This is a genomic window from Pseudomonas triclosanedens, from assembly GCF_026686735.1.
GTDB classification, from domain to species: Bacteria; Pseudomonadota; Gammaproteobacteria; order Pseudomonadales; family Pseudomonadaceae; genus Pseudomonas; species Pseudomonas triclosanedens.
Genome location: NZ_CP113432.1, coordinates 877,302 through 899,705, shown reverse-complemented (window position 1 = coordinate 899,705; position 22,404 = coordinate 877,302). Strand labels below are relative to the sequence as shown.

Genomic DNA, 22,404 nt, shown 5'->3' with positions numbered 1-22,404 from the left:
CGTCAAGGATCGCCCCATGTCATTCAACCACTACTACCAGAGCGAACTCACCGCCCTGCGCCAACTGGGACGCCGCTTCTCCGAGCGCAGCCCGGCGCTGGCGCCGTTCCTCGCCCAGCCTGGGCGCGATCCGGATGTCGAGCGCCTGCTAGAAGGCTTCGCGTTCCTCACCGGGCGCCTGCGGCAGAAGCTCGACGACGAGCTACCGGAGCTGACCCATTCGCTGATGCACCTGCTGTGGCCCAATTACATGCGCCCGTTGCCGGCCTTCAGCATCCTGCAATTCGACCCGTTGCCCAACTCCGGTCCGGCACTGCTGGTGCCACGCGATACGCCGGTGGAGAGTAAACCGATCGATGACGTGCGCTGCAGCTTCCGCACCTGCTTTCCCACCGAAGTGCTGCCGCTGCAGACCTCCGGGCTGAACTACTCGGTCAAGGGCGAAGGTGCACTTCTCAGCCTGCGCCTGAAGATGAGCTGCACCGGTCATCTGGGTGAACTGAACCTGCAACGCCTGCGCCTACATCTGGCGGGCGAACGCTACATCAGCCAGATGCTCTACCTTGGGCTGCTGAACAACCTCGACAGCATCGAACTGGTACCCCTCGACGACCGCCAGCAACCGCTGAACGGTGCCGACGGACGACCGCTGAGCATCCGCTTGCCGGGCGAACGCCTGCAGCCGGTGGGCTTTGCCGAAGACCAAGCACTGATCCCCTACCCGCTCAATACCTTCCGCGGCTATCGGCTCCTCCAGGAGTACTTCGCCTTCCAGGACAAGTTCATGTTCGTCGACCTGCACGGCCTGGACCGCCTGAACGAGCTCACCGAAGAACAGCTGCAGCAGACGTGCGGCCTGGAGCTCCGCTTCGATATTCACCGCAGCGGCATCCAGCGGCTGCGCCCGACGCTGGACAACCTCAAGCTGCACTGCACGCCGATCGCCAACCTGTTCAGCCATGACGCACTGCCGATCCGCCTCGACGGCAAGCAGGACGAATATCTGCTGCTGCCCGCCGAGTACGACGTCCAGCATTGCGGCGTGTTCTCCGTCGAAAACGTCACCGGCTGGAGCCCCGGCGGCCTCGGGCACCAGGATTACGTGCTGTTCGAATCGTTCGAGCACGACGCCAGCTTCGACGTCCCCGGTGCGCGCCCGCACTACAGCGTGCGCCAGCGCAGCTCGCTGCTGCACGAAGGGCTCGACACCTACCTGAGCTTCGGCACCCGCGATCACGAGTCGCACGAAACGCTGTCCATCGAGCTGATCTGTACCAACCAGAACCTGCCGCGCCGCCTGAAGCTCGGTGACATCTGCCTGCCCAGCGAGCAGACGCCGGAGTCGCTGCGCTTCCGCAACATCACGCCGGTCACGCCCAGCTACGCGCCACCACTCAACCGCGACTTCCTCTGGAAGCTGATCAGCAACATGTCGCTGAACTACCTGTCGCTGGCCAACGTCGAGGCGCTCAAGGTGATTCTGGAAACCTATGACCTGCCGCGCTACTACGACCAGCACGCAGAGAAAGTGAGCCAGCGCCTGCTCGGCGGCTTGAAGTCGATCAGCCACCAGCACGTCGACCGCCTGCATCGCGGCCTGCCGGTACGCGGCCTGCGCACCGAACTGACCATCGACCCCGAAGGCTACATCTGCGAAGGCGACCTGTTCGTCTTCGCCTCGGTCCTCAACGAATTCTTCGCGCTCTACGCCAGCCTCAACTCGTACCACGAGCTGAGAGTCAAAAGCACACAGGGAGAGGTGTACCAATGGACGCCGCGCATGGGACAGCAACCCCTGCTCTGAGCCGGCTCAGCCGGGACATCCGCGAGTACTCGCTGTTCCAGGCAGTGCAACTGATCATCGAGCGCCTGCGCGATGCCGATGAGTTGCCGGACGACGAGTCGCTCTATGATCGCCTCGAATTCCAGGCCAATCCGAGCCTCGGCTTTCCCGGCAGTGACATCCAGAGCGTGCAGTTCTTCGAGGAGAACGGCACCCTGCGCGCACGCCTGAGCATCAATCTGATTGGCCTGTTCGGCTCCGGTTCGCCGCTGCCGGCCTTTTACGGAGAGCAGGCCCTGGGAGACAGCGAGGAAGGCAATCCCACGCGGGAATTCCTCGATCTGTTCCACCATCGCCTGCAGCGGCTGCTCCTGCCGATCTGGCAGAAGTACCGCTACCACGCGCGCTTCAAGAGCGGCGCCATCGATGCCTTCTCCCATCGGTTGTTCGCCCTCGTCGGACTGGGCAGTGCCGAGCTGCGCCAGTCCGGGGAGCTGAACTGGAAGCGCCTGCTCCCCTACCTGGGCCTGCTCAGCCTTCGCGCTCACTCGGCGGCGCTTATCGAGGCGGTGCTGCGCTACTACTTCAAGCACGCCGACCTGTTCATTGAACAGTGCATCGAACGCCAGGTGGAGGTTCTCCAGGAACAGCGCAACCGCCTTGGTCTCGCCAACAGCCGCCTGGGTGAAGACCTGGTGCTGGGCGAGCAGGTGCGCGACCGCAGCGGCAAGTTCCGCGTGCATATCCGCGAACTGAACTGGGAGCGCTTCCACGAATTCCTGCCAATCGGCAATGGCTACCAGCCGCTCTGCGCCCTCGTCCGCTTCACCCTTCGCGATCCCCTGGACTACGACCTGCGCCTGGAGCTGCGCCAGGACGCCATCCGCGACCTGCGCATCGGCGCCGAGAACCCATGCCGGCTGGGCTGGACCAGTTGGCTTGGACGAGAGCGCGCCGACGGCATCGTCACGCTCGGCAGCCGCATTCATTAAGGAACGATGAGCTCATGATCAACCTCGACCTGCAACAACTCGTCCAGGCGCTGGACGCCGAAACCCGCCGCGACCTCGAAGGCGCCGCTGAACGCTGCGTTGCGCGTTCCGGCAGCAAGATTCTGGTGGAAGACCTGCTGCTGGCCCTGCTCGAACGCCCCTTGGGCCTTCTGCAACGCGCCCTGCAGGATGCAGGCGTGGATGCCGGCGAACTCGCCGCCGCCCTGCAACCGCGCGCCGAAAACAGCGCTTCGCGCAATCCGGTGTTCGCCGCCGAACTCATGCAGTGGCTGCAGGACGCCCTGCTGGTCGCCAACCTCGAACTGCGCCAGAACCAGATCGACCAGGCCGCGCTGATTCTTGCCCTGCTACGCAATCCGCTTCGCTACGCAGGCAGCCACTACCAGCCACTGCTGGCGCACCTGAACGCCGATCGTCTGCGCGACTTCGCCCTTGCCCAGCAGCCGGAGCAAGGCACCAGGGGACCCGCAGCGAACAAGGGTGAGTCGATGCTGGAGCGCTTTACCCACAACCTTACCCGCCAGGCACGCGAGGGCAAGCTCGACCCAGTGCTGTGCCGCGACAGCTCGATCCGCCAGATGATCGATATCCTCGCGCGGCGCAGGAAGAACAACCCGATCGTGGTTGGCGAAGCCGGCGTGGGCAAGACGGCCGTGGTCGAGGGACTTGCCGCGCGCATCGCTGCCGGTGAAGTACCGCAGGCGCTGCTGGGCATCGAGCTGCTGTCGCTGGACATGGGGCTGCTACAGGCCGGCGCCAGCGTAAAGGGTGAGTTCGAACGACGCCTCAAAGGCGTGATCGACGAAGTGAAAGCGTCTGCCAAGCCGATCATCCTGTTCATCGACGAAGCCCACACCCTGATCGGCGCGGGTGGCCAGGCCGGCGGCTCGGATGCGGCCAACCTGCTCAAGCCGGCACTGGCTCGCGGCGAACTGCGCACCATCGCCGCCACCACCTGGACCGAATACAAAAAATACTTCGAGAAAGACCCGGCGCTTGCCCGGCGCTTCCAGCCAGTGCAACTGCACGAACCCACAGTGCCAGAGGCGGTCACCATCCTGCGTGGCCTCGCGCGTGTCTACGAAGGTAGCCACGGTATCTATCTGCGCGATGATGCGGTCGTCGCCGCCGCTGAACTCTCGGCCCGCTACCTAGCTGGCCGGCAGCTTCCCGACAAGGCCGTCGATGTACTCGACACCGCCTGCGCCCGAGTGCGCATCAGCCTCGCCGCCGCCCCGGAAAGCCTGGAAAGACTGCGCGGCGAGCTGGCCGAAGGCGAACGCCAGCGCCAGGCCCTGCGCCGCGACCGCGAGGCGGGGCTGGCCATCGATGAAGATGCTCTCACTACCCTGGAGGCGCGACTCGAAGAAGCAGCCGCACAGCAGGCGGAGCTCGAACAACACTGGCAACGCCAGCGGGGTCTCGCCAGCGAGTTGCTGGAATTGCGCCAGCGACTGGCCGCCGCGCGTATCGAAGACGAGCGGCAGGAAGATGCCTTGGCGCTGGAGGAGCGGCTGCATGCCGTACACGCCGAGCTGCGCGAGGCGCAGGAGCTTGAAAGGCTGGTCAGCTTCGAAGTGTGCCCACGCCTGGTTGCCGAAGTGATCAGCCACTGGACCGGCGTTCCGCTGTCGCAACTGGCCCGCGAACACAACACCAAGGTCGCCAGCTTCGCCGCCGACCTGCGCGTGCGAGTGCTCGGCCAGGAACAGGCGGTCCAGGCGCTGGACCGCGCCATGCGCGCCACTGCAGCCGGTCTGAACAAGCCGGATGCACCGGTGGGGGTGTTCCTGCTGGTCGGGCCCAGCGGCGTCGGCAAGACCGAGACGGCGCTGGCCCTGGCCGACCTGTTGTACGGCGGCGAGCGCTTCCTCACCACCATCAACATGTCCGAGTTCCAGGAAAAGCACACCGTCTCGCGCCTGATCGGCGCACCGCCCGGCTACGTCGGCTACGGCGAAGGCGGCATGCTGACCGAAGCCGTACGCCAGAAGCCATATTCGGTGGTGCTGCTGGACGAAGTCGAGAAAGCCGACCCCGACGTCCTCAACCTCTTCTACCAGATCTTCGACAAGGGCATCGCCAACGATGGCGAAGGCCGCGAAATCGACTTTCGCAACACGCTGATCCTGATGACCTCGAACCTGGCCAGCGAGCGCATCTCCGCTCTTTGCGAAGAGGGCCGGCGGCCCAGCGTGCAGGACCTGGAAGCAGCCATCCGCCCGGCTCTGAGCCGCCATTTCAAACCGGCGCTGCTGGCGCGCATGCGCGTGGTGCCCTACTACCCGATAGGCGGTGATGTACTCCACGAACTGATCCGCCTAAAGCTGGCGCGCCTGGGCGACCGCCTGCAGCGCCGTCAACTGGGCTTTAGCCATTGCGACGCTCTGGTAGACCATCTGGCCGAACGTTGCACCCAGAGCGAAAGCGGCGCACGTCTGATCGACCAACTGATGGACGCTCACCTGCTGCCGCAGATCGCAGATCGCCTGCTGCAGGCGATGGCCGCTGGAGAAAGCCTGCGCCACGTGCACGCCACCCTGGATGGCGACGCCAGCCCAACCTGCGAATTCGCCTGAGGTGGCCGACATGTTCATGCGTGTCCCCCAGCCACTGCACTATGCGGAGGCGCTGCTCGAACACTACACCGATCTGGCACGCGCCGCCGACGGCGGCGCACTGCTCGGCGGCTTCGTCCAGGCAGCCGCGCGACTGGCCGACTGTGAGCTGGCCCAGCTCTATCTGCTCGATGCGGGGCACACCAGCCTCGGCCTGAGCGCGGAATGCCTGGAAAGCCTGTTGCAGCCACGCGAAGCGGAAACGCTACCCGCCGACTACAAGGACGAGCAACTGCTGCAATACAGCCTCTGCCAGAATCGCGTGCTCAGCCTGAGCGAGCTGAACGGCAGCCTGCACGACACCAGCTTCCTGCCGGCCAGCCACCGACCCTGGCGCGCACTGCTGTGCCTGCCGCTGCTCGACCAGCGCCAGGCAGTGCAAGGTCTGCTGCTCTGCGCCAGTCATGCGCCCAGGGAACTGATCGGCTTCGCCAAATCCCTCGGCCTGCTTGGCACCTTCGTGCACGCACAGCTGCAATTGCTGCAACGGCTGCGCCGCCCGCAGCAGCACAGCGCTCCCGCACCGGTGACACCATGCGCCAGCGGCTACGGCATGATCGGCGAGAGCCCCGCCATGCGCCGCACCTACCAGTTGATCGGCAAGGTACTGCACAGCCCGTACACCGTGCTGGTCACCGGCGAAACCGGAACCGGCAAGGAGCTGGTCGCCCGCGCCATCCATGACAGCGGGCCGCGCCGCGGCGCACGCTTCGTGGTGCAGAACTGTTCCGCGCTGCCCGAGCATCTGTTGGAGAGCGAACTGTTCGGCTACCGCAAGGGTGCCTTCACCGGCGCCGACCGGGACCGCCAAGGACTGTTCGATGCTGCCGACGGCGGCACGCTGTTTCTCGACGAGATCGGCGACATGCCGCTATCGCTGCAGGCCAAGCTGCTGCGCGTCCTGCAGGAAGGCGAGGTGCGCCCACTGGGCAGCAACGACACCCACCGCATCGACGTACGCATCGTCACCGCTACCCACCGCGACCTCCAGGCGATGGTGAGCGCCGGCGAGTTCCGCGAAGACCTCTACTACCGGCTGGCGCAGTTCCCCATCGAGCTGCCACCGCTACGCCAGCGCGGCGAAGACATCCTCGAACTGGCCCGGCACTTCGCCGACAAGGCCTGCGCCTTCCTCCAGCGCGATCCCTGCAACTGGTCCGTCGCCGCGCTGGACCGCCTCGCCGGCTACGCCTTCCCCGGCAATGTTCGCGAGCTCAAGGGCATGGTAGAGCGCGCCGTGCTGCTCTGCGAAACCAGCGAACTGCTGCCGTCGCACTTCAACCTGCGCGAATTGCCGGCCAGCACCGAAGCCACCTCCAACCTGCGCGAACGACTGGAACAGGTGGAGCGCGCGCTTCTGCTCGACTGCCTGCGCAGGAACGGCGGCAACCGCACTCTCGCCGCGCGCGAGCTGGGCCTGCCACGACGCACCCTGCTGTACCGCATGGAACGGCTCAACATCCACGCCAGCGAGCTATGAGGTCACACCACCATGAGCCATCCGCAAACACCTGTCTTCCCTTGGTCCAACCCCACACCGGAGGTCGTCTGATGTCCCCTCTCGCCCGACGCTCAGCCCTGCTCGCCCTCGCCGCCCTGCTCGCGCTGGGTGGGTGCAGCGGCAACTACAAATTCAACGACAAGGAATACCGCCCGCTGGGCGAGCCGCAGACGGTCAATCGCGGCAACTGAGGCCAAGGAGCACACGACCATGGAACTGGTATTCGAAATGGTGAACGTTCCGCAAATCACGCGCGAGCTGCTCACCAGCAAAACCTTCAAGGAGACTGGCGGCATCATCGGCCGGGGCGAGGACTGTGATTGGGTGATCCCCGACAGCCGCCGCCACCTGTCCGGCCATCACGCGCAGATCAGCTATCGCGACGGCGCGTTCTTCCTCACCGACACCAGCAGCAACGGCGTCCGCCTCAAGGACAGCGGCGCCCGCCTTCGCCGCGATGAGCCGCAGCGTATCGAGCATGGAGCGGTGTACTGCCTGGGCGAGTTCGAGATCCGCGCCCGCCTGGTGCAGGACCCGGCACGATTCGACGACGAGATTGGCCGTCCGCGCGCCGCCGGCAGCATCATTCCCGATGACGCCTTCCTCGACCTCGACCCGCTCGTCGCCATCGACCAGCAGGAGCGCATCTACGCCGAGAGCGACGACTTCAGCATGCTCGGCAAGACCCAGGCGAGCACCAGCCTACAGGCTGACTACGCCCCCATCGACATGGAAAGCCTGCCGCTGCCGCAGTTGGTACCGGCACCGCCTGCTCCCCAGCCCGCCCCGGAGCATGCCGTGGAGCGTCAGACCGAAGGCTTCTGGCAACGCTACGGCGCGGAGCTGGGAGTCGACCTCGACACTCTCGACCACGACGTTCGCGAGGCGCTCGCCCTGCAGGCCGCCCGTCTGCTGCGCCAGTGCGTCGCCGGCCTGCAGCAGAGCCTGCGTACCCGCACCGAGCTGAAGAACGAGCTGCGTCTGGCACTCACCACCGCCCAGGGCCCCAGCGCCAATCCGCTCAAGCAGAGCACCGACAGCCGCGAAGCACTCGCGACTCTGTTGCGCGGCAAGCAAGGCCAGCCGTCGGCCGAGCTAGCCGTCGCACGTGCCTTCCGCGACCTCCAGGCACACCAGGTCGCCCTGCTCAGTGCAAGCCGCGCGGCAGTACGCAGCACGCTCGAACACTTCGCACCGGAACAACTATCCCTGCGCTTCGAACGCGACGGCCAGGTATCCCGCCTTTCCGGCGCCAGCGGCCGCTGGCGTGCCTACGGGCGCTACCACCAGTCCCTGCGTCAGGACGAAGAATGGAGCGAGCGCCTGCTCGCCCGCGATTTCGCCCAGGCCTACGAGGAACAGGTCCGGCTGATCGGCACCCTCAACAGCGATACCCAAGGATGACCCGCATGTCCCCAGTCAAATCCATTGCCCTGCTGGCGCTGGTCCTGCTGACCAGCGCCTGCTCGGCGTTGTCGCCCTACTCGAAGATGACGAAGCTCGACCTGACCCTCACGGCCAGCGACCAGCTCAACCCGGACCTCGACGGGCGCCCCTCCCCCATCGTCGTACGCCTGATGGAACTGAAGAACCCGGTGGCCTTCGAGAACGCGGATTTCTTCAGCCTCTACGAGCGCGCCAAGGATTCGCTGTCCCCCGACCTGGTGGTCAGCGAGGAGCTGGAGCTACGCCCCGGCGAAACCCGCGAACTGAAGCTCAGCGTCAAAGAAGGCAGCCGCTACGTCGGTGTGCTCGCCGCCTATCGCGACCTGCCGGAAACCCGTTGGCGCTATGTCGTCGCGCTGACGCCGGTGAAGCTCACCCGAGCCGAGCTGCGCCTGGAGCAGAACGGCATCCAGCAAGCCGAAACCGCGAAGAAGGATGACTGAACATGGCCGCGCATAAAGTCATCTGGCGCGAAGGCATGCTCCTGCGCCCGCAACACTTCCAGCAAAGCGACCGCTACCACGACCATCAGCTCAAGACCCGCACCCGCCTTCTGGGCCGCTACAACTGGGGCTTCTTCGGCCTGGAAATCGACACGCAGTTCCTCGCTACCGGCAAGCTGGTGATCAGCCACGCATCCGGCGTCCTCCCCGACGGCTCGCTGTTCGACCTCGGCAGCCGAGACGAGCCACTGGCCCTGGACATACCGCCGAACACCAGCAGCACCCCGGTGTACCTTGCACTGCCGCTGGTCACCGGCAACCACATCGAGGCACGCCGCCCGGAACAGCTCGACGTCCTGGCGCGCTACACCACCAAGGAACAGGAGGTCGCCGACTGCAACGCCGGCGACAGCTCCAGCAGCCAGGTCACCTGCGGCCACGCCGATTTCCGCCTGCTGCTCGGCGAGCAGCGCAACGACCAGGCGTATGTGCGACTGAAGCTCTGCGATGTGCTCGATACCTCGCCCGACGGCCGGATCACCCTCGACCCGGACTTCATCCCCAGCCATCTGCACTTCCACGAAAGCGCCTATCTGCTGTCGTGCCTGAAGGAAGTCATCAGCATGCTCGGGCATCGTGGCGACACCCTGGCCGATCGCATTCGCTCCACCGGCAAGGTGGGCGGCGCGGAGGTCGGCGACTTCATGATGCTGCAGTTGATCAACCGCACCGAACTGGTACTGCGCCACTGCCTCGATCTGGAGCAGGTCCATCCGGAAGAGGTATACCGCACGCTGCTGGCCATGCTTGGCGACCTGGCGACCTTCTCCAGCGACAGCAAGCGCCCGCGCCTGGACGGCCGCTACCAGCACAGCGACCAGGGCGCCAGCTTCCGCAAGCTGATGGAAGCAATTCGCCAGGTGCTGTCGATGGTGCTCGAACAGCACGCCATCGAACTGGTCCTGCAACAACGCCAGTACGGCATCCTGGTTTCGCCGCTGCACGACCACAAGTTGCTCACCAGCGCCTCTTTCGTGCTCGCCGCCAGCGCGCAGTGCGAGGCCGAGGAACTGCGTCAGCGATTGCCGGCGCACCTCAAGGCCGGCCCGGTGGAGCGCATCCGCCAACTGGTCAACCTGCACCTGCCAGGGATCCGCATCAAACCGCTGCCCGTGGCGCCAAGACAGATCCCGTTCCACGCCAACAAGACCTATTTCATCCTCGAACTCAGCCAGGAAGAACAGACGCAGCTGGAACGCTCCGGCGGCTTCGCCTTCCACGTATCCGGCGAATTCGCCGGACTCGAACTGAAGTTCTGGGCCATCAGGAACTGAGCGCATGATCAAGGAAATGGATTACCGCCAGGATGACAAGACCGTCCTGCTCGACCACGAAGGCGACAGCAACTCGCGTAGCCCTCTCACCGACTTCGCCGAGCCGCCACGCTTCGAACAGCTCCAGGAACGCATGATCTACGCCGCCCGCCTGCGCCCGGAGGAAAGCTTCAACATCAGCCTCAACCCGCTGGTGGCCGCCGCCGCCGAACTGCTCTCGGAGGTGGTACGGCTCAAGCACTCGTCCAAAGTCGAGGAGTTGCAGCCACTGAACCGCCGCCTCGCCACAGGCATCAAGCAGTTCGAGCTGCGTGCACTCCAGGAAGGCGGGGAAAGCAGCCAGGTGATGGCGGCCCGCTACGTGCTCTGTACGGTCCTCGACGAAGCGGTGGTCTCCACCTCATGGGGCAAGGAAAGCGAGTGGTCGCAGATGAGCCTGTTGAGCAATTTCCACAACGAGACCTTCGGCGGCGAGAAGTTCTTCCAGTTGCTCGAGCGCCTGTCGAGCAACCCGGTGAAGCACCTGCCCATGCTGGAGCTGATGTACCTGTGTCTGGCGCTGGGATTCGAGGGCAAGTACCAGGTGAAGCAGCGCGGAATGCTTGAACTCGAAGCCATCCGCGACAGCCTCTACCGGCAGATTCGCCAACTGCGCGGTGACGTGCCCCGCGAACTGTCGCCGCATTGGGAAGGCCTGCGCGACAAGCGCCGCAGCCTGGTGCGAATAGTGCCGTGGTGGATGGTGGCGCTGTTCACCGTGGTCTGCCTGGGGGTGATGTATTCGGGCTTCGCCTGGGTGCTCGGCGAACAGCGCGACAACGTGCTGCAACCCTATCAGCAACTCGACCCGGCAGCGGTCGAATCCAAGTCGTAACACAGGGACTGGTGTGATGAAGAACTTCCTCAAGAAGCTGGGCGTCATCCTGCGCCGAACCTGGGTCTGGAGCCTCCTGCTAGTGCTGGTCCTGGCATTGCTGGTGTGGTTCGCCGGCCCGCTGCTGGCAGTCGCCGAGCACAAGTTCTGGGCGAGTACCAGCTCTCGTCTGCTGACTATCGCGGCACTGTTCCTCTGCTGGGGCCTGTTCATGGTCTTCGTCAGTTGGAACGCACTCCGCAACCGAGAAAAGGAAAAGTCCACCGACGATGGCCGGGAGCGCCTGCGCCGTCAGGAACAGATCAGCGAAGAGCAACAGGAACTGCGTGTGCGCTTCAAGGACGCCATGCACACGCTGAAAACCTCCAGTCTCTACCGTGGACGCAGCGAACGCTGGCGCAACGACCTGCCGTGGTACCTGCTGATAGGCCCGCAGGGCAGCGGCAAGACCAGCCTGCTGGACTTCTCCGGGCTGGACTTCCCGATCAACAAGATCGAGCGCCAGCTCACCCGCGACACCAGCGGCACCCGCCACTGCGACTGGTACTTCGCCGAGCACGGCGTCCTGATCGACACCGCTGGCCGCTATCTCACCCAAACCGACGGCGAAGTCGACACCAGCGCCTGGAATACCCTGCTCGGCCTGTTGCGCAAGCGCCGCCGCACTCGGCCGCTGAACGGCGTGCTGGTCAACCTGCCGGTGGAGCTGCTGCAGGGCGGCAGCGAGCAGGAGCTGACTGAACTGGCCCGCCAGACCCGCAGCCGCCTGCAGGACATCCATCAGCGCCTGCACGTCGACGCGCCGGTGTACCTGGTACTGAGCAAAGCCGACCAGATCCTCGGCTTCGACGAATTCTTCGACCAACTGTCGCGGGAGGAAAGCGACCAGGTCCTCGGCGTCAGCTTCCGCAAGGAACAGAACGGCACCGACATCGGCGTCCTGCGCCAGGAATTCGAAGAGCTGCTGCGGCGCCTGAACAGCCAGGTGATCCTGCGCATGCACCAGGAGCGCGACACCCAGCGCCGTGGCCGCATCCTCGACTTCCCACACCAGCTCGCGCAGATCGGCGATCGCCTGAACCTGTTCGTCGACGCCGCCTTCACCGGCAACCGCTACCAGCGCGCCAGCCAGTTGCGTGGCTTCTACCTGAGCAGCGCTCCGTACCTGGTCCAACAGGTGGACGAAGACACCGCCGGCATCTGCGCAAACCTGGGCATGGCCAACGTCAAGCTGCCCACCTTGCGTCACGGTCGCTCGCGCTTCATCCACCACCTGTTCTCCCGGGTGATCTTCCCCGAGGCGAACCTCGCCGGGCTGGACAAGCGCGAAACCCGCCGCATCCACTGGGGCCAGCGGGCGGTCTACGCCGGAGCCCTGGCATTCCTCGGCATCTTCGGCCTGCTCTGGGCCAGCGGCTTCTCCGCCAACCATGCACGCCTGGAGCAGGTGCGCGACCTGAGTCAGCAACTGCAACGCCAGCACACCGCGCTGACGCCCCAGGACGACGCCCGAACCGCGCTCAAGTCTCTGGACACCAGTTACGCGGCCAGCCAGGTCTTCCCGCCCAAGGGCGACGTCTCGCTGCATGAGCGCGGCGGCCTGTACCAGGGCGACGACAGTACGCCGGTCCTTCAGGCGGCCTACCAGCGCGAGCTGGAAAGCCAGTTGCTGCCCCGCGTAGCGCTCACACTGGAAGGACAGATCCGCGCCAACCTGAATGACCGCGAACGCCTGCTTGGCAGCCTGCGCGCCTACCTGATGCTCAACCTTCCCGAGCGCCGTGATGCCGACTTCCTGAAGGACTGGATGGGCGCCGACTGGTCGCTGCGCTACAGCGGCGAAGCCGTCGTACAGAACGGACTGGGCACGCACTTCGCGCGTCTGCTGGAGCAACCCTTCGTCTACCCGCTGAACGAGCCACTGGTCGCCCAGGCGCGCCAGGTCCTGCGCAGCGAGTCCCTGGCCAGCGTGGTCTACCGCGTACTGCGCGAACAGGCCCGCAGCCTGCCGGAGTATCGCCTGGGCCAGCACCTCGGCCCGCAGGGCGCACTGTTCTCAGGCACCGACTACGTGATCCCCGGCTTCTACACCCAGCGTGGCTACCAGCAGTACTTCGTCGCCCAGGGCGCACCGATGGTGCGCGACATCCTGCGCGACAACTGGGTGCTCGGCGAAGGCAGCAGTCTCAGCGGACAAGACCTCAGCCGCCTGATGGTCGAGTTGCAGCAACTGTACTTCCGCGACTACGCCAACTTCTGGAGCGAAGCGATCAACCGCGTGCAACTTCAGCCGGTAACCGAAGCTGACAAGGGCGCCGAAGAAGTGGCCGGCCTCACCGCCGCCAACTCACCGCTGCTGCAACTGCTGGTCGAGATCCGCGACAACACGCGCATCCCGGGCCTTGCCGAAAGCACCGAGGCCGCAGGCGACGTGGCCAACGCCGCGGCCGAAGCCGGCGGCAAGGTGGGCAAGGTCGGCAAACTCGCAGCCGCCGCTGCCGGACAGGCGCAGGACGCCCTGGCCAAAAGCCTGCCGGACACCGCCCGGCAAGCCATGCAGCGCCGCTTCGAACCGCTGCATCGCCTGCTCGACGACAATGGCGGCCCGACGGCCGACCTCACCTCGCTGATGCAGGCGCTCAACGACCTGCAACTGCAACTGGCCGGTCTCGCCCGCGCCAGCCAGCCAGAGCAGATGGCCTTCGAGATGGCCCGTGGCCGGATGAGCGGCCAGACCGATGCGCTGGCCAACCTGCGCAACGCCGCCGCACGCCTGCCGCAACCGATCAACGGCTGGTTCAACCTGCTGGCCGAAGACAGTTGGACGCTGGTGCTGGGCGACGCCTACCGCTACCTCAACCAGCGCTATCAGGCCGAGCTATACAGCTTCTACTTCAAGGCCATCAACAAGCGCTATCCGTTCAACCAGCAAAGCAGCAGCGATGTCGCCATCGCCGACTTCCGGGAATTCTTCAAGGCCCAGGGCGTCGCCGACCGCTTCTTCGAAACCTACCTGCACCCCTTCGTCAGCGGCGATCCGGGCAACTACAAGCTGCGCAGCGTCGACGGCCACACCCTGCCCATGTCGCGCGCCTTCCTCGAACAGATGGGGTACGCCCAGGCGATCCGCCGCAGCTTCTTCGCGGAAAACCCGGCCGAGCCACAGGTGCAGTTCAAACTGGAGCCCTACTCGATCGACTCCAGCCTCAGCCGGGCCGACTTCCGCTTCGGCGACCAGCAACTGGAGTACCGCCACGGCCCCATCGTGCCGGTCGCCTTCAAGTGGCCCAGCGACGCCAACGACGGACGCACCAGCCTGGTACTCGAAGAACTCGGCGGCCGCCGGGTGAGCCTGGAGAAGAACACCGGCCCGTGGTCACTCTTCCGCCTGTTCGACCAGATGCAGAGCGAGTACCTGCGCGGCCGCGACGTGCTGATGCTGAAGGCCGATCTCGGCGGCCTGCGCGCCAATTACCTGGTGCTTGCACAGCGTTCGCCGAACCCATTCGACCTCGGCAACCTGCGCAACTTCCGCCTGCCGGTGGCGCTCTGATGCAGGTCGCAACACGCTGGCGCAGTGCCGCACGCACGGACCCGGGCAAGGTCCGTGCGCGCAACGAGGATGCCTTCCTAGACATCCCAGAGCACGGGCTATGGGTCGTAGCCGACGGCATGGGCGGCCACCTGCGCGGCGACCGTGCCAGCCGTCTGATCGTCGAAAGCCTCGCCGAGTTGCCGATGGAAGGCGGTTACGAACTGCGTGTCCGCCAGTTGCGCCAGTGCCTGCACTGGCTCAACCGCCGGCTGGGCCAGGAGCTGACCGTCCCCCATGACCGCCCCCCACAGATCATGGGCAGCACCGTCGCCGCCCTGCTGCTGGAAGGCGATCGCGCGGCATGCGTCTGGGCCGGCGACAGCCGCTGCTACCTTTGGCGCGGCAGCCGCCTCTATCAGCTCACCCGCGACCACTCCCTGCAACAGCAACTCATCGACGAGCAGGGCGTCAGCCCGGACGAGGCACGCAAGCACCCATCGGCGCACGCCCTCACCCGCGCCGTCGGCGCCAGCGACGAACTGGCGCTGGAAGTCCTCGAGCTCAAGGTTCATCCCGGCGACGTCTTCCTGCTGTGCAGCGATGGTCTCTACCAGGCCATCACACAGGAAGCGCTGGGACTCTCCATGAGTCTCGCCTCGCCCCGCGCGGCCCTGGAGCGTCTGTTCGACCACGCCCTGCAAGGCCCCGCCCGCGACAACCTGACCGCCGTGGTGATCCGCCAATGACCAGCCAGAACCAGCCCCTGGCCTCCACCGCGCTGGAAGGCGTCGCCGAGGCTGGCAACCTCACCTACTTTGCCTTCCTCGAACAACCTCAGGAGCCACCGCAGCCGACCGCCGCCGAAACCGAGCCACTACCGCCCCTGCCCGACGTTCTCGGCGGGCGCTACCGGCTCGAACGGATGATCGGCGTCGGCGGCATGGGCGCCGTCTACCGCGCCCGCGACCTGCTGCGCGAACAGTTCGGCGATCCCGATCCCCACGTAGCGGTGAAACTGCTCAACGACGAATTCGCCGAACACTGCGACGCCAGCGCGTTGCTCTACAGCGAGTTCGCCCTCACCACGCGACTGCGCCATCCGCACATCGTGCGCCTGCACAGCTTCGAAATGGACATCGCCTGCCGCCGCGCCTTCATCACCCTGGAACTGATGCGCGGCCTGACGCTCGACCAGTTGCTCTGCGAACGCCCGCAAGGCCTGCCGTGGAACGAGTGCCGTGACATCGCGCTCGCCCTGCTCGACGCCCTGGCCTATTCGCACCAGCGCGGCGTGCTCCACGGCGACCTCAAGCCCAGCAACGTGATGCTCGCCGACGATGGCCCGCGACTGTTCGACTACGGCCTCGGACAGGCCCAGGAAGGCTTGCTGGAAGGGCTGCCGCGTCTCTCCCGCGAGCGTTTCAGCGCGTGGACTCCGCGCTATGCCGCGCTGGAGTTGCTCGATGGCGCCCCGCTGTCGCCGGCCAGCGACCTGTTCGCCGTGGCCTGCGTGCTGCATGAACTGGCCAGCGGCCATCACCCCTATCGCCGGCTCAACGCACGGCAGGCCAAAGCCATGCAACTGGAAGCGCAGCTCAAGGCACCAGACCAACTGCCGGCGCCAACCTGGCAAGCACTGCGTACCGCATTGGCGCTGGAAGAAAGTAGGCGCCACATAACCGCCGCCGAACTGCGCAAAGCATTTCTCGCGCAACCAGCCAGACGTTTCAGCCACTGGTTCCAGCGGCGCAAAGGATGACTCGGACAGGGAGCACCAGCATGTTCAACCCGGCCAACCAGACTCACTTCAGCCTCAGCATCGACGGCATCGAGCACGACCTGCAAGTCCTCGAATTCCACGGTAGCGAGGGCATCAGCCAACCCTACCGGTTCGACGTCGAACTGGTCAGCGAACGTCCGGACCTGCCGCTCGCCGAGTTGCTGAACAAGCGGGCATTCCTCGCCCTCTCTCCCGGCGGCGCCGGCATCCACGGGCAGATCCACCGCATCGCCCAGGGCGACGCCGGAAAACGCCTGTGCCGCTACCGGGTAACCCTGGTGCCGCAACTCGCCTACCTTGCACACCGCATCAACCAGCGCATCTTCCAGCACCTGACGGTCCCGCAGATCATCGCAGCGGTACTCGAAGAGCACGGCATCCTGGCTGACGCCTACCGGTTCAGCCTCGGCCCGACCGTCTACCCCAAGCGCGACTACTGCACCCAGTACGACGAGTCCGACCTGCACTTCATCCAGCGCCTGTGCGAGGAAGAGGGAATTCACTACCACTTCCAGCACAGCGGCGAGGGACACATCCTCGTGTTCGGCGACGACCAGACCGCCTTCCCGCGCCTCGGCCAGCCCACGCCCTACATCCCCGATACCGGCATGGTCGCCGACCTGCCGGTGATCAAGCGCTTCAACCTCGGCGTGGAAGCCCGCACCAGCCGCGTCACCCGCCGCGACTACGACTTCGAGAAACCCCACGTACTGATGGAGGCTGCGCACAAGCCATCGGCGAAAGGCGAGCCTGACCTGGAAGACTACGACTACCCCGGCCGCTTCACCGACCGCGAGCGCGGCAAGCACCTCAGCCAGCGCGCCCTCGAACGCCATCGCGCCGATCATCGCCAGGCCCGTGGCGAAGGCGATCAGCCAAAGCTGGTCAGCGGCCACTTCCTCGAACTCTCCGAGCACCCGCGCGGCGAATGGAACGACCTCTGGCTACTTACCGAAATCCACCATGAAGGCAAGCAGCCGCAAGTGCTGGAAGAGTCCGCCACCAGCGACACCACCGAGCACAAGGACGACTTCCACCAGGGGTATCGCAACCGCTTCGTGGCCACTCCGTGGGATGTTCCGTTCCGGCCACCACTCGTCCATCCCAAGCCCAAGGTGCTCGGCAACCAGAGCGCCGTGGTCACCGGCCCGGCCGGCGAGGAGATTCACTGCGACAAGTATGGCCGGGTGAAGGTGCAATTCTTCTGGGACCGAGAGGGTCAGGCAGACGACAAGACCAGTTGCTGGTTGCGGGTCGCTTCCGGCTGGGCTGGCAACCTCTACGGCGGCATCGCCATTCCCCGCGTGGGCATGGAAGTGCTGGTCACCTTCCTTGAAGGCGACCCCGACCAGCCACTGATATCCGGGTGCCTCTACCACGCAGAGAACCAGGTGCCCTACCCGCTGCCAGCCAACAAGACCCGCAGCGTGTTCAAGACCAACAGCTACCCCGGCGGCGGTGGCTACAACGAACTGCGCATCGAAGACCGCAAGGGCCAGGAGCAGATATTCCTCCACGCCCAGCGCGACTGGGACGAGAACATCGAACATGACCAGCGCATCCGCATCGGCCATGAGCGCCACGATACCGTCGAGGCCAACACCTACAGCGAATTCAGGGCCGAGGAACACCGCATCACCCACGCCGACCGCAAGACCGAACTGCGCGCCGACGACCACCTGACCATCGCCAACAACCAGCACGTGAAGCTCGGCACTGGCCAGTTCATCGACGCCGGCCAGGAAATCCATCTCAAGGCCGGGCAGAAGCTGGTCGTCGAAGCCGGCATGGAAATCACCCTCAAGGCCGCTGGCAGCTTCATCAAGCTCGACCCGAGCGGCGTCACCCTCGTCGGTCCGATGGTCAAGATCAACGCCGGCGGCTCGCCCGGCAACGGCTCAGGCATCGGCATCAAGGCACCGCTGCAACCCAACGCGGCGGATGCGGACAAGGCAGGGAAAGAGATGGAAGAGGCACTGATCAATGTGCCGCTGGACCTAACCAGTCCCAGGCGCCGGATAGTCAATTTCTCCTTCTGAACGCAAAGCAAGGCTGGCCCCACCTCACCGGCACAATGGAACTGATTACGGAACATCAAGATGGAAAAGCAGAAGAAAGTCGAACGCTGGTCCTACCCCTTCAAGGCCAAAGGCGAAGGCGGCGCCGCCAGCACCGAAATCATCGATCCACAGGTCTACTACGACGCCCTGGCGACCGCCGAAAGCGGCTACTACCCGGTCTCCAGCAACGGCCTCTGGCATGGCGGCGTGCACTTCGACCAGAACACCGCCGGGATGCTCGACCAGTCCTCCGTGCGTTGCATCGCCGATGGCGTGGTGGTCGCCTACCGCATCGACGAGAGCTACAAGAAGCTGACCTACACCGGCAGCGGCACGCCCAAGGAAGTCATCTACTCGACAGGCTTCGTGCTGGTGAAGCACCGCCTGGAACTACCCCCTGCGCCTGCCGCCGCTCCGCCCGCCGGTGGAACTCCCGCACCGGCAACGCCGCCAGCTCCGGAGCCCGACCTGACGTTCTACAGCCTGTACATGCATCTCAAGGACTGGGAGAGCTACAAGCAGGAGGGGGCGCCGACGCCACCGGCGTTTCTTTGTCCCACCCAGTACGCAGTCAGCGCAGAACACGCCACCAATGACTTCGCGGGCCTTTACGTTCGGGGCGGCGCGCCAGGCACTCCGGCACATGCGAACAAGGTCTCGATCATTCCCAAAGGCTGCAAGGTGCAGGTTGGCGCCGCATCGCCCATTAACGCTAACTGGCGGAAACTCGTCAGCATTCTGGAAGGACAGCCCTTTCCGGCGTTGGCCGCGGAAATCGAGCATTGGGTCTTCACCGGCGAAATGACTCCCACCGAGAGCGACGACGTATTCCTGATTGGACAGAAAGCCAACGACGTCCAGGCGTCGTTGTTACCAGGCAAGGGGCTCACGGTACGCAAGGAAGCCAAGCACAACTCGGCGGCAATGGCAGTGCTACCTGTTGGTACTGAACTTCAACTGGAAGACGGAACCGGTATATACCGCAAGATCAAATCGATCACGGCCTCCAGTCTGAGCGCGCCGGTGAGCCCTGAATGTGCCGCCAATATCCAGGGTTTCGTTCACTTCGATTCACTGAAAGCCGTACCGCTGCCGCCAACACTCAATACAGTACATGTGCTGCCGGAGCCGGCGCCCATTACCGCTGGCGCCCTGATCGGCCACCTGGGCAAGTACCAGGCGGCATCGCAAGGCCAGGCCCACGATCTGCTGCACCTCGAAGTCTTCACCTGCGACGACATCGAAGCCTTCATCACCAAGAGCCGCGCCCGCGCCGAACAGCTCAAGCCCGAGCAGAAGACACTGCTGAAGATTCCGTCCGAGACCAAGGTCATCGACAAGCCAGGCGCCAGCAAGGACAACCCGCCGCAACCTTCCGACCCCGGCAACCCCACCGCGTACGACATGATCTTCCCGCTGGCGGTGCTCAACGCCCTCCCGGCTGACCGCAAGATCACCCTGTCCACCACGGCAGGCGGCACCACCACCACACAACAGTGGTGGAAGCTGGACAACCTGCCCGGCAAGGACGGCAACCCACTCAGCGGCTGGGTGAAGGAAGACGAGATCATCACACCGCGCCTGCATCCCTGGAGCTGGGAGGGCTTCGACTTCATCAAGGAAACCAGCACCCTGAGCGACCAGTACGTATGCAAGCTCAGAGCGGACGGTGTTCTGGATGACGGCGAGAAGACCAACTACAAGGCACAGGTCAACGAAAACGAAAGTTTCATAGGCGGACCAATTCAAAAGCGGCTTTTCGAGATCATTGATATCAAGGAAAAGGATGGGAGGCTAACTCCTGAGGAAATCCGCGATGCTCTATCAAAGCCTTGGCACGCCCAATCCATCAGCAGATTGATCGCCCAGTATGAAAGTGAGTGGTACGCTGACGAAGGATTGAGTAAGTGGGAAGCACTTAATTTCTATATGGCAGATGAAGGCGAAAATGATTGGGTGAAAGAGAAAAAAAGAATAAATTCCCTACTATGGTGGAGAAATTTCAGTGACGACAAAAAGAGTCAAGAATCGGCTGACGCGTGGCATTTTCAGCCGATAGCACTAACAAGCAGCTTTTCACGCCCACAGAAACAAATAATCACAGTAGAATTAATTGAAAAAGTATTCAGCAAGACTGGGGACTGGTTTACAGGGAGAGGAGGAAGCAACTCTTTTATGCAAGAGTTCCCTACCAACTATCCTGACATATATAAATATGACAAAGAAGAGTTCGTTGCAATTTTAAACTCCTGCTTAGAAAAGTACCAAATCAACACCCCATATTATCAGGCTCACTTTTTGTCGCAGTGCTTTCATGAGTCAGCTCGATTTGAAACAACTCTCGAATTTGGCTCCGGTGCGAACTATAACCCTGGAGTACATCCTAGCGCCGTAGCAAATGAAAACACCGAAATAGGCGACGGCCCAAAGTATCGAGGAAGAGGCTTGATACAGTTGACCTGGAAGAAGAATTACAGAAAATACTCTGAATACAGAGGAATTAATTTCGTATCCCACCCAGAATTGGTCGCCACCGACATGCACAACGCTATCGATGCGTCCTGTTGGTTCTGGCGAAATGCCGGCGCATTTTATCAAAAGTACGATTGCAAAGGCGATATAAATATATTAATAGACAACGAGAAGGACAATGTCGAGCTGATAACAAAAGCAGTAAACGGCGGATCAAACGGTTTAAGCGAAAGAGCAGAATTCTTCCATAAAATCAAAACAGAGTGGGAACTCAACTGATGAAACGAAAATTAGCATATATTGCATTAGCAATTTCAGCTCTGGCATATCTTCCTCTAGCAAACTCATCGGAGGACAAACTGGCATTCTCTCAGAGAAGCGGCACTCCTATATTAGAAATATGCAACACCCAAGCGTGCCAACCTATAACGCTACCAGAGCAATTTAAATCCGACATAAAAAATGGCTATGTAAATATCACCACCAGCAACATAGACAATGAAACCAAAATCGTGGCCGCCACGGCATCCACAGAGGGATCGCCGAACATATGCTCAAAGCTCTACCGAACCGACAAACTCAACTCAACCTTAATAGCACTAACGCCGAAAAATGAAGTGTGCAACTATTCAATAAAGAACAAAAAAATAATAAGCAAATATAAAGATGCAGCGATCTGGACCGAGGAAATATACCGCATAAAAGCCAATAAATTAATCTTGGAAATAAGGGACAAATGCGCTGATTGCGACCAGGTTTTCCGAACAAAATTCGAAAACTCATCCACAACAAAATCCCTGGTAACACCCAGTCAAGACTACGAATTAAGGAAACAAATAATATCCACAATAAAAGCAACAAAAGCACCGCTTTACGCGGAGCCCAACGAGCAAAAAAAAACCAAGATGTACCTTATAAAAGACGATCAAGTTGAGCTTATTGACTACACAGACACAGACACAGACACAGACACAGACACAGACACAGACACAGACACAGACACAGACACAGACACAGAAGAATGCTGGTACTTAATAAAGTATAAATCCCCCAAAAGAAATATAGAAAAATGGCTAAAATGCTCTGATCTTGATCTTTGAAATAAAATCAGACAGATCTATTTTTTAGATCTTCCCAAAAGAACAGCAGTAGCGCTAAAGATAAAGCCTCTATAGCGTCCAGAGTCAATCGTCGTGATCAATGATCACTGCGAATCGAAAAGCCGACATCTGACAAGCATGGGATGACCACTTCCAGAACATCTAGCAAGAAAAGAATAATGAATTCTAAAAGAATCCTCGCAATCGAAATAATCTCTTTAGGCTCAAACAATTCACTCGCGGAAGGTCCTTACGTCGACTTTAGCGACACCATGTATGTGAAAGGAGAAGCCATATATATAAGCTGCACCCTTTACCCTCCCATACCGAAGACCGCATCGATTTATGCCAAAGGGAACACATCGCCAAACTCCGGATACATTCAGTACCGATACGGGACCCCAGGGAAAAATGTGGAGCCAAAGTCCCCAAAAAAAGAAACAAC

Annotated in this window: 15 protein-coding genes; all 15 read left to right on the top strand. The window is 62.7% G+C overall.

All coding sequences use genetic code 11. The annotated features are described in order from the left end of the window. Positions 1 to 16: 16 nt before the first annotated feature. The gene (gene tssF / locus OU419_RS04285) at positions 17 to 1,804 is read left to right on the top strand and encodes a type VI secretion system baseplate subunit TssF (RefSeq protein WP_254471221.1); all 1,788 of its coding nucleotides are present in this window, start codon (positions 17 to 19) and stop codon (positions 1,802 to 1,804) included. Continuing rightward, positions 1,768 to 2,775 (top strand): type VI secretion system baseplate subunit TssG, encoded by a 1,008-nt coding sequence (gene tssG, locus OU419_RS04280; protein WP_254471222.1) that lies wholly within the window; start codon positions 1,768 to 1,770, stop codon positions 2,773 to 2,775. The genes tssF and tssG overlap by 37 nt, the downstream gene beginning before the upstream one ends. Positions 2,776 to 2,789: 14 nt before the next feature. After that, on the top strand, positions 2,790 to 5,375 hold the full coding sequence (gene tssH / locus OU419_RS04275; protein ID WP_254471223.1) for a type VI secretion system ATPase TssH: 2,586 nt from the start codon (positions 2,790 to 2,792) through the stop codon (positions 5,373 to 5,375). Between the two features lie 10 nt (positions 5,376 to 5,385). Further along, positions 5,386 to 6,894, top strand: coding sequence for a sigma-54 interaction domain-containing protein (locus OU419_RS04270; RefSeq protein WP_254471224.1), 1,509 nt, complete (start codon positions 5,386 to 5,388; stop codon positions 6,892 to 6,894). Between the two features lie 71 nt (positions 6,895 to 6,965). After that, on the top strand, positions 6,966 to 7,106 hold the full coding sequence (locus OU419_RS04265; RefSeq protein ID WP_254471225.1) for a type VI secretion protein: 141 nt from the start codon (positions 6,966 to 6,968) through the stop codon (positions 7,104 to 7,106). Between the two features lie 19 nt (positions 7,107 to 7,125). Next, a complete protein-coding gene (gene tagH, locus OU419_RS04260; RefSeq protein ID WP_254471226.1) occupies positions 7,126 to 8,319 on the top strand; it encodes a type VI secretion system-associated FHA domain protein TagH in 1,194 nt (397 codons plus the stop codon). Further along, positions 8,316 to 8,804, top strand: coding sequence for a type VI secretion system lipoprotein TssJ (gene tssJ / locus OU419_RS04255; RefSeq protein WP_254471227.1), 489 nt, complete (start codon positions 8,316 to 8,318; stop codon positions 8,802 to 8,804). The genes tagH and tssJ overlap by 4 nt, the downstream gene beginning before the upstream one ends. Before the next feature lie 2 nt (positions 8,805 to 8,806). Further along, positions 8,807 to 10,138, top strand: coding sequence for a type VI secretion system baseplate subunit TssK (gene tssK / locus OU419_RS04250; protein ID WP_254471228.1), 1,332 nt, complete (start codon positions 8,807 to 8,809; stop codon positions 10,136 to 10,138). Between the two features lie 4 nt (positions 10,139 to 10,142). Then, positions 10,143 to 11,012 (top strand): type IVB secretion system protein IcmH/DotU, encoded by an 870-nt coding sequence (icmH, locus tag OU419_RS04245; protein WP_254471229.1) that lies wholly within the window; start codon positions 10,143 to 10,145, stop codon positions 11,010 to 11,012. A 16-nt stretch (positions 11,013 to 11,028) separates the two neighbouring features. Beyond that, positions 11,029 to 14,565 carry a type VI secretion system membrane subunit TssM gene (tssM, locus tag OU419_RS04240; RefSeq protein WP_254471230.1) on the top strand — a complete coding sequence of 1,179 codons (3,537 nt, stop codon included), beginning with the start codon at positions 11,029 to 11,031 and terminating at the stop codon, positions 14,563 to 14,565. Next, positions 14,565 to 15,293 (top strand): PP2C family protein-serine/threonine phosphatase, encoded by a 729-nt coding sequence (locus tag OU419_RS04235; protein ID WP_254471231.1) that lies wholly within the window; start codon positions 14,565 to 14,567, stop codon positions 15,291 to 15,293. Before tssM ends, OU419_RS04235 begins: the two co-directional genes overlap by 1 nt. Next, entirely contained in the window at positions 15,290 to 16,306 is a 1,017-nt protein-coding gene (locus OU419_RS04230; RefSeq protein WP_254471232.1) for a serine/threonine-protein kinase, read from the top strand. The genes OU419_RS04235 and OU419_RS04230 overlap by 4 nt, the downstream gene beginning before the upstream one ends. 20 nt (positions 16,307 to 16,326) lie before the next feature. Beyond that, positions 16,327 to 18,366 carry a type VI secretion system Vgr family protein gene (gene tssI / locus OU419_RS04225; RefSeq protein WP_254471233.1) on the top strand — a complete coding sequence of 680 codons (2,040 nt, stop codon included), beginning with the start codon at positions 16,327 to 16,329 and terminating at the stop codon, positions 18,364 to 18,366. 60 nt (positions 18,367 to 18,426) lie between these two features. After that, a complete protein-coding gene (locus tag OU419_RS04220) occupies positions 18,427 to 21,138 on the top strand; it encodes a glycoside hydrolase family 19 protein (protein WP_254471234.1) in 2,712 nt (903 codons plus the stop codon). Then, entirely contained in the window at positions 21,138 to 21,959 is an 822-nt protein-coding gene (locus OU419_RS04215; protein WP_254471235.1) for a hypothetical protein, read from the top strand. Before OU419_RS04220 ends, OU419_RS04215 begins: the two co-directional genes overlap by 1 nt. Positions 21,960 to 22,404 lie beyond the last annotated feature (445 nt).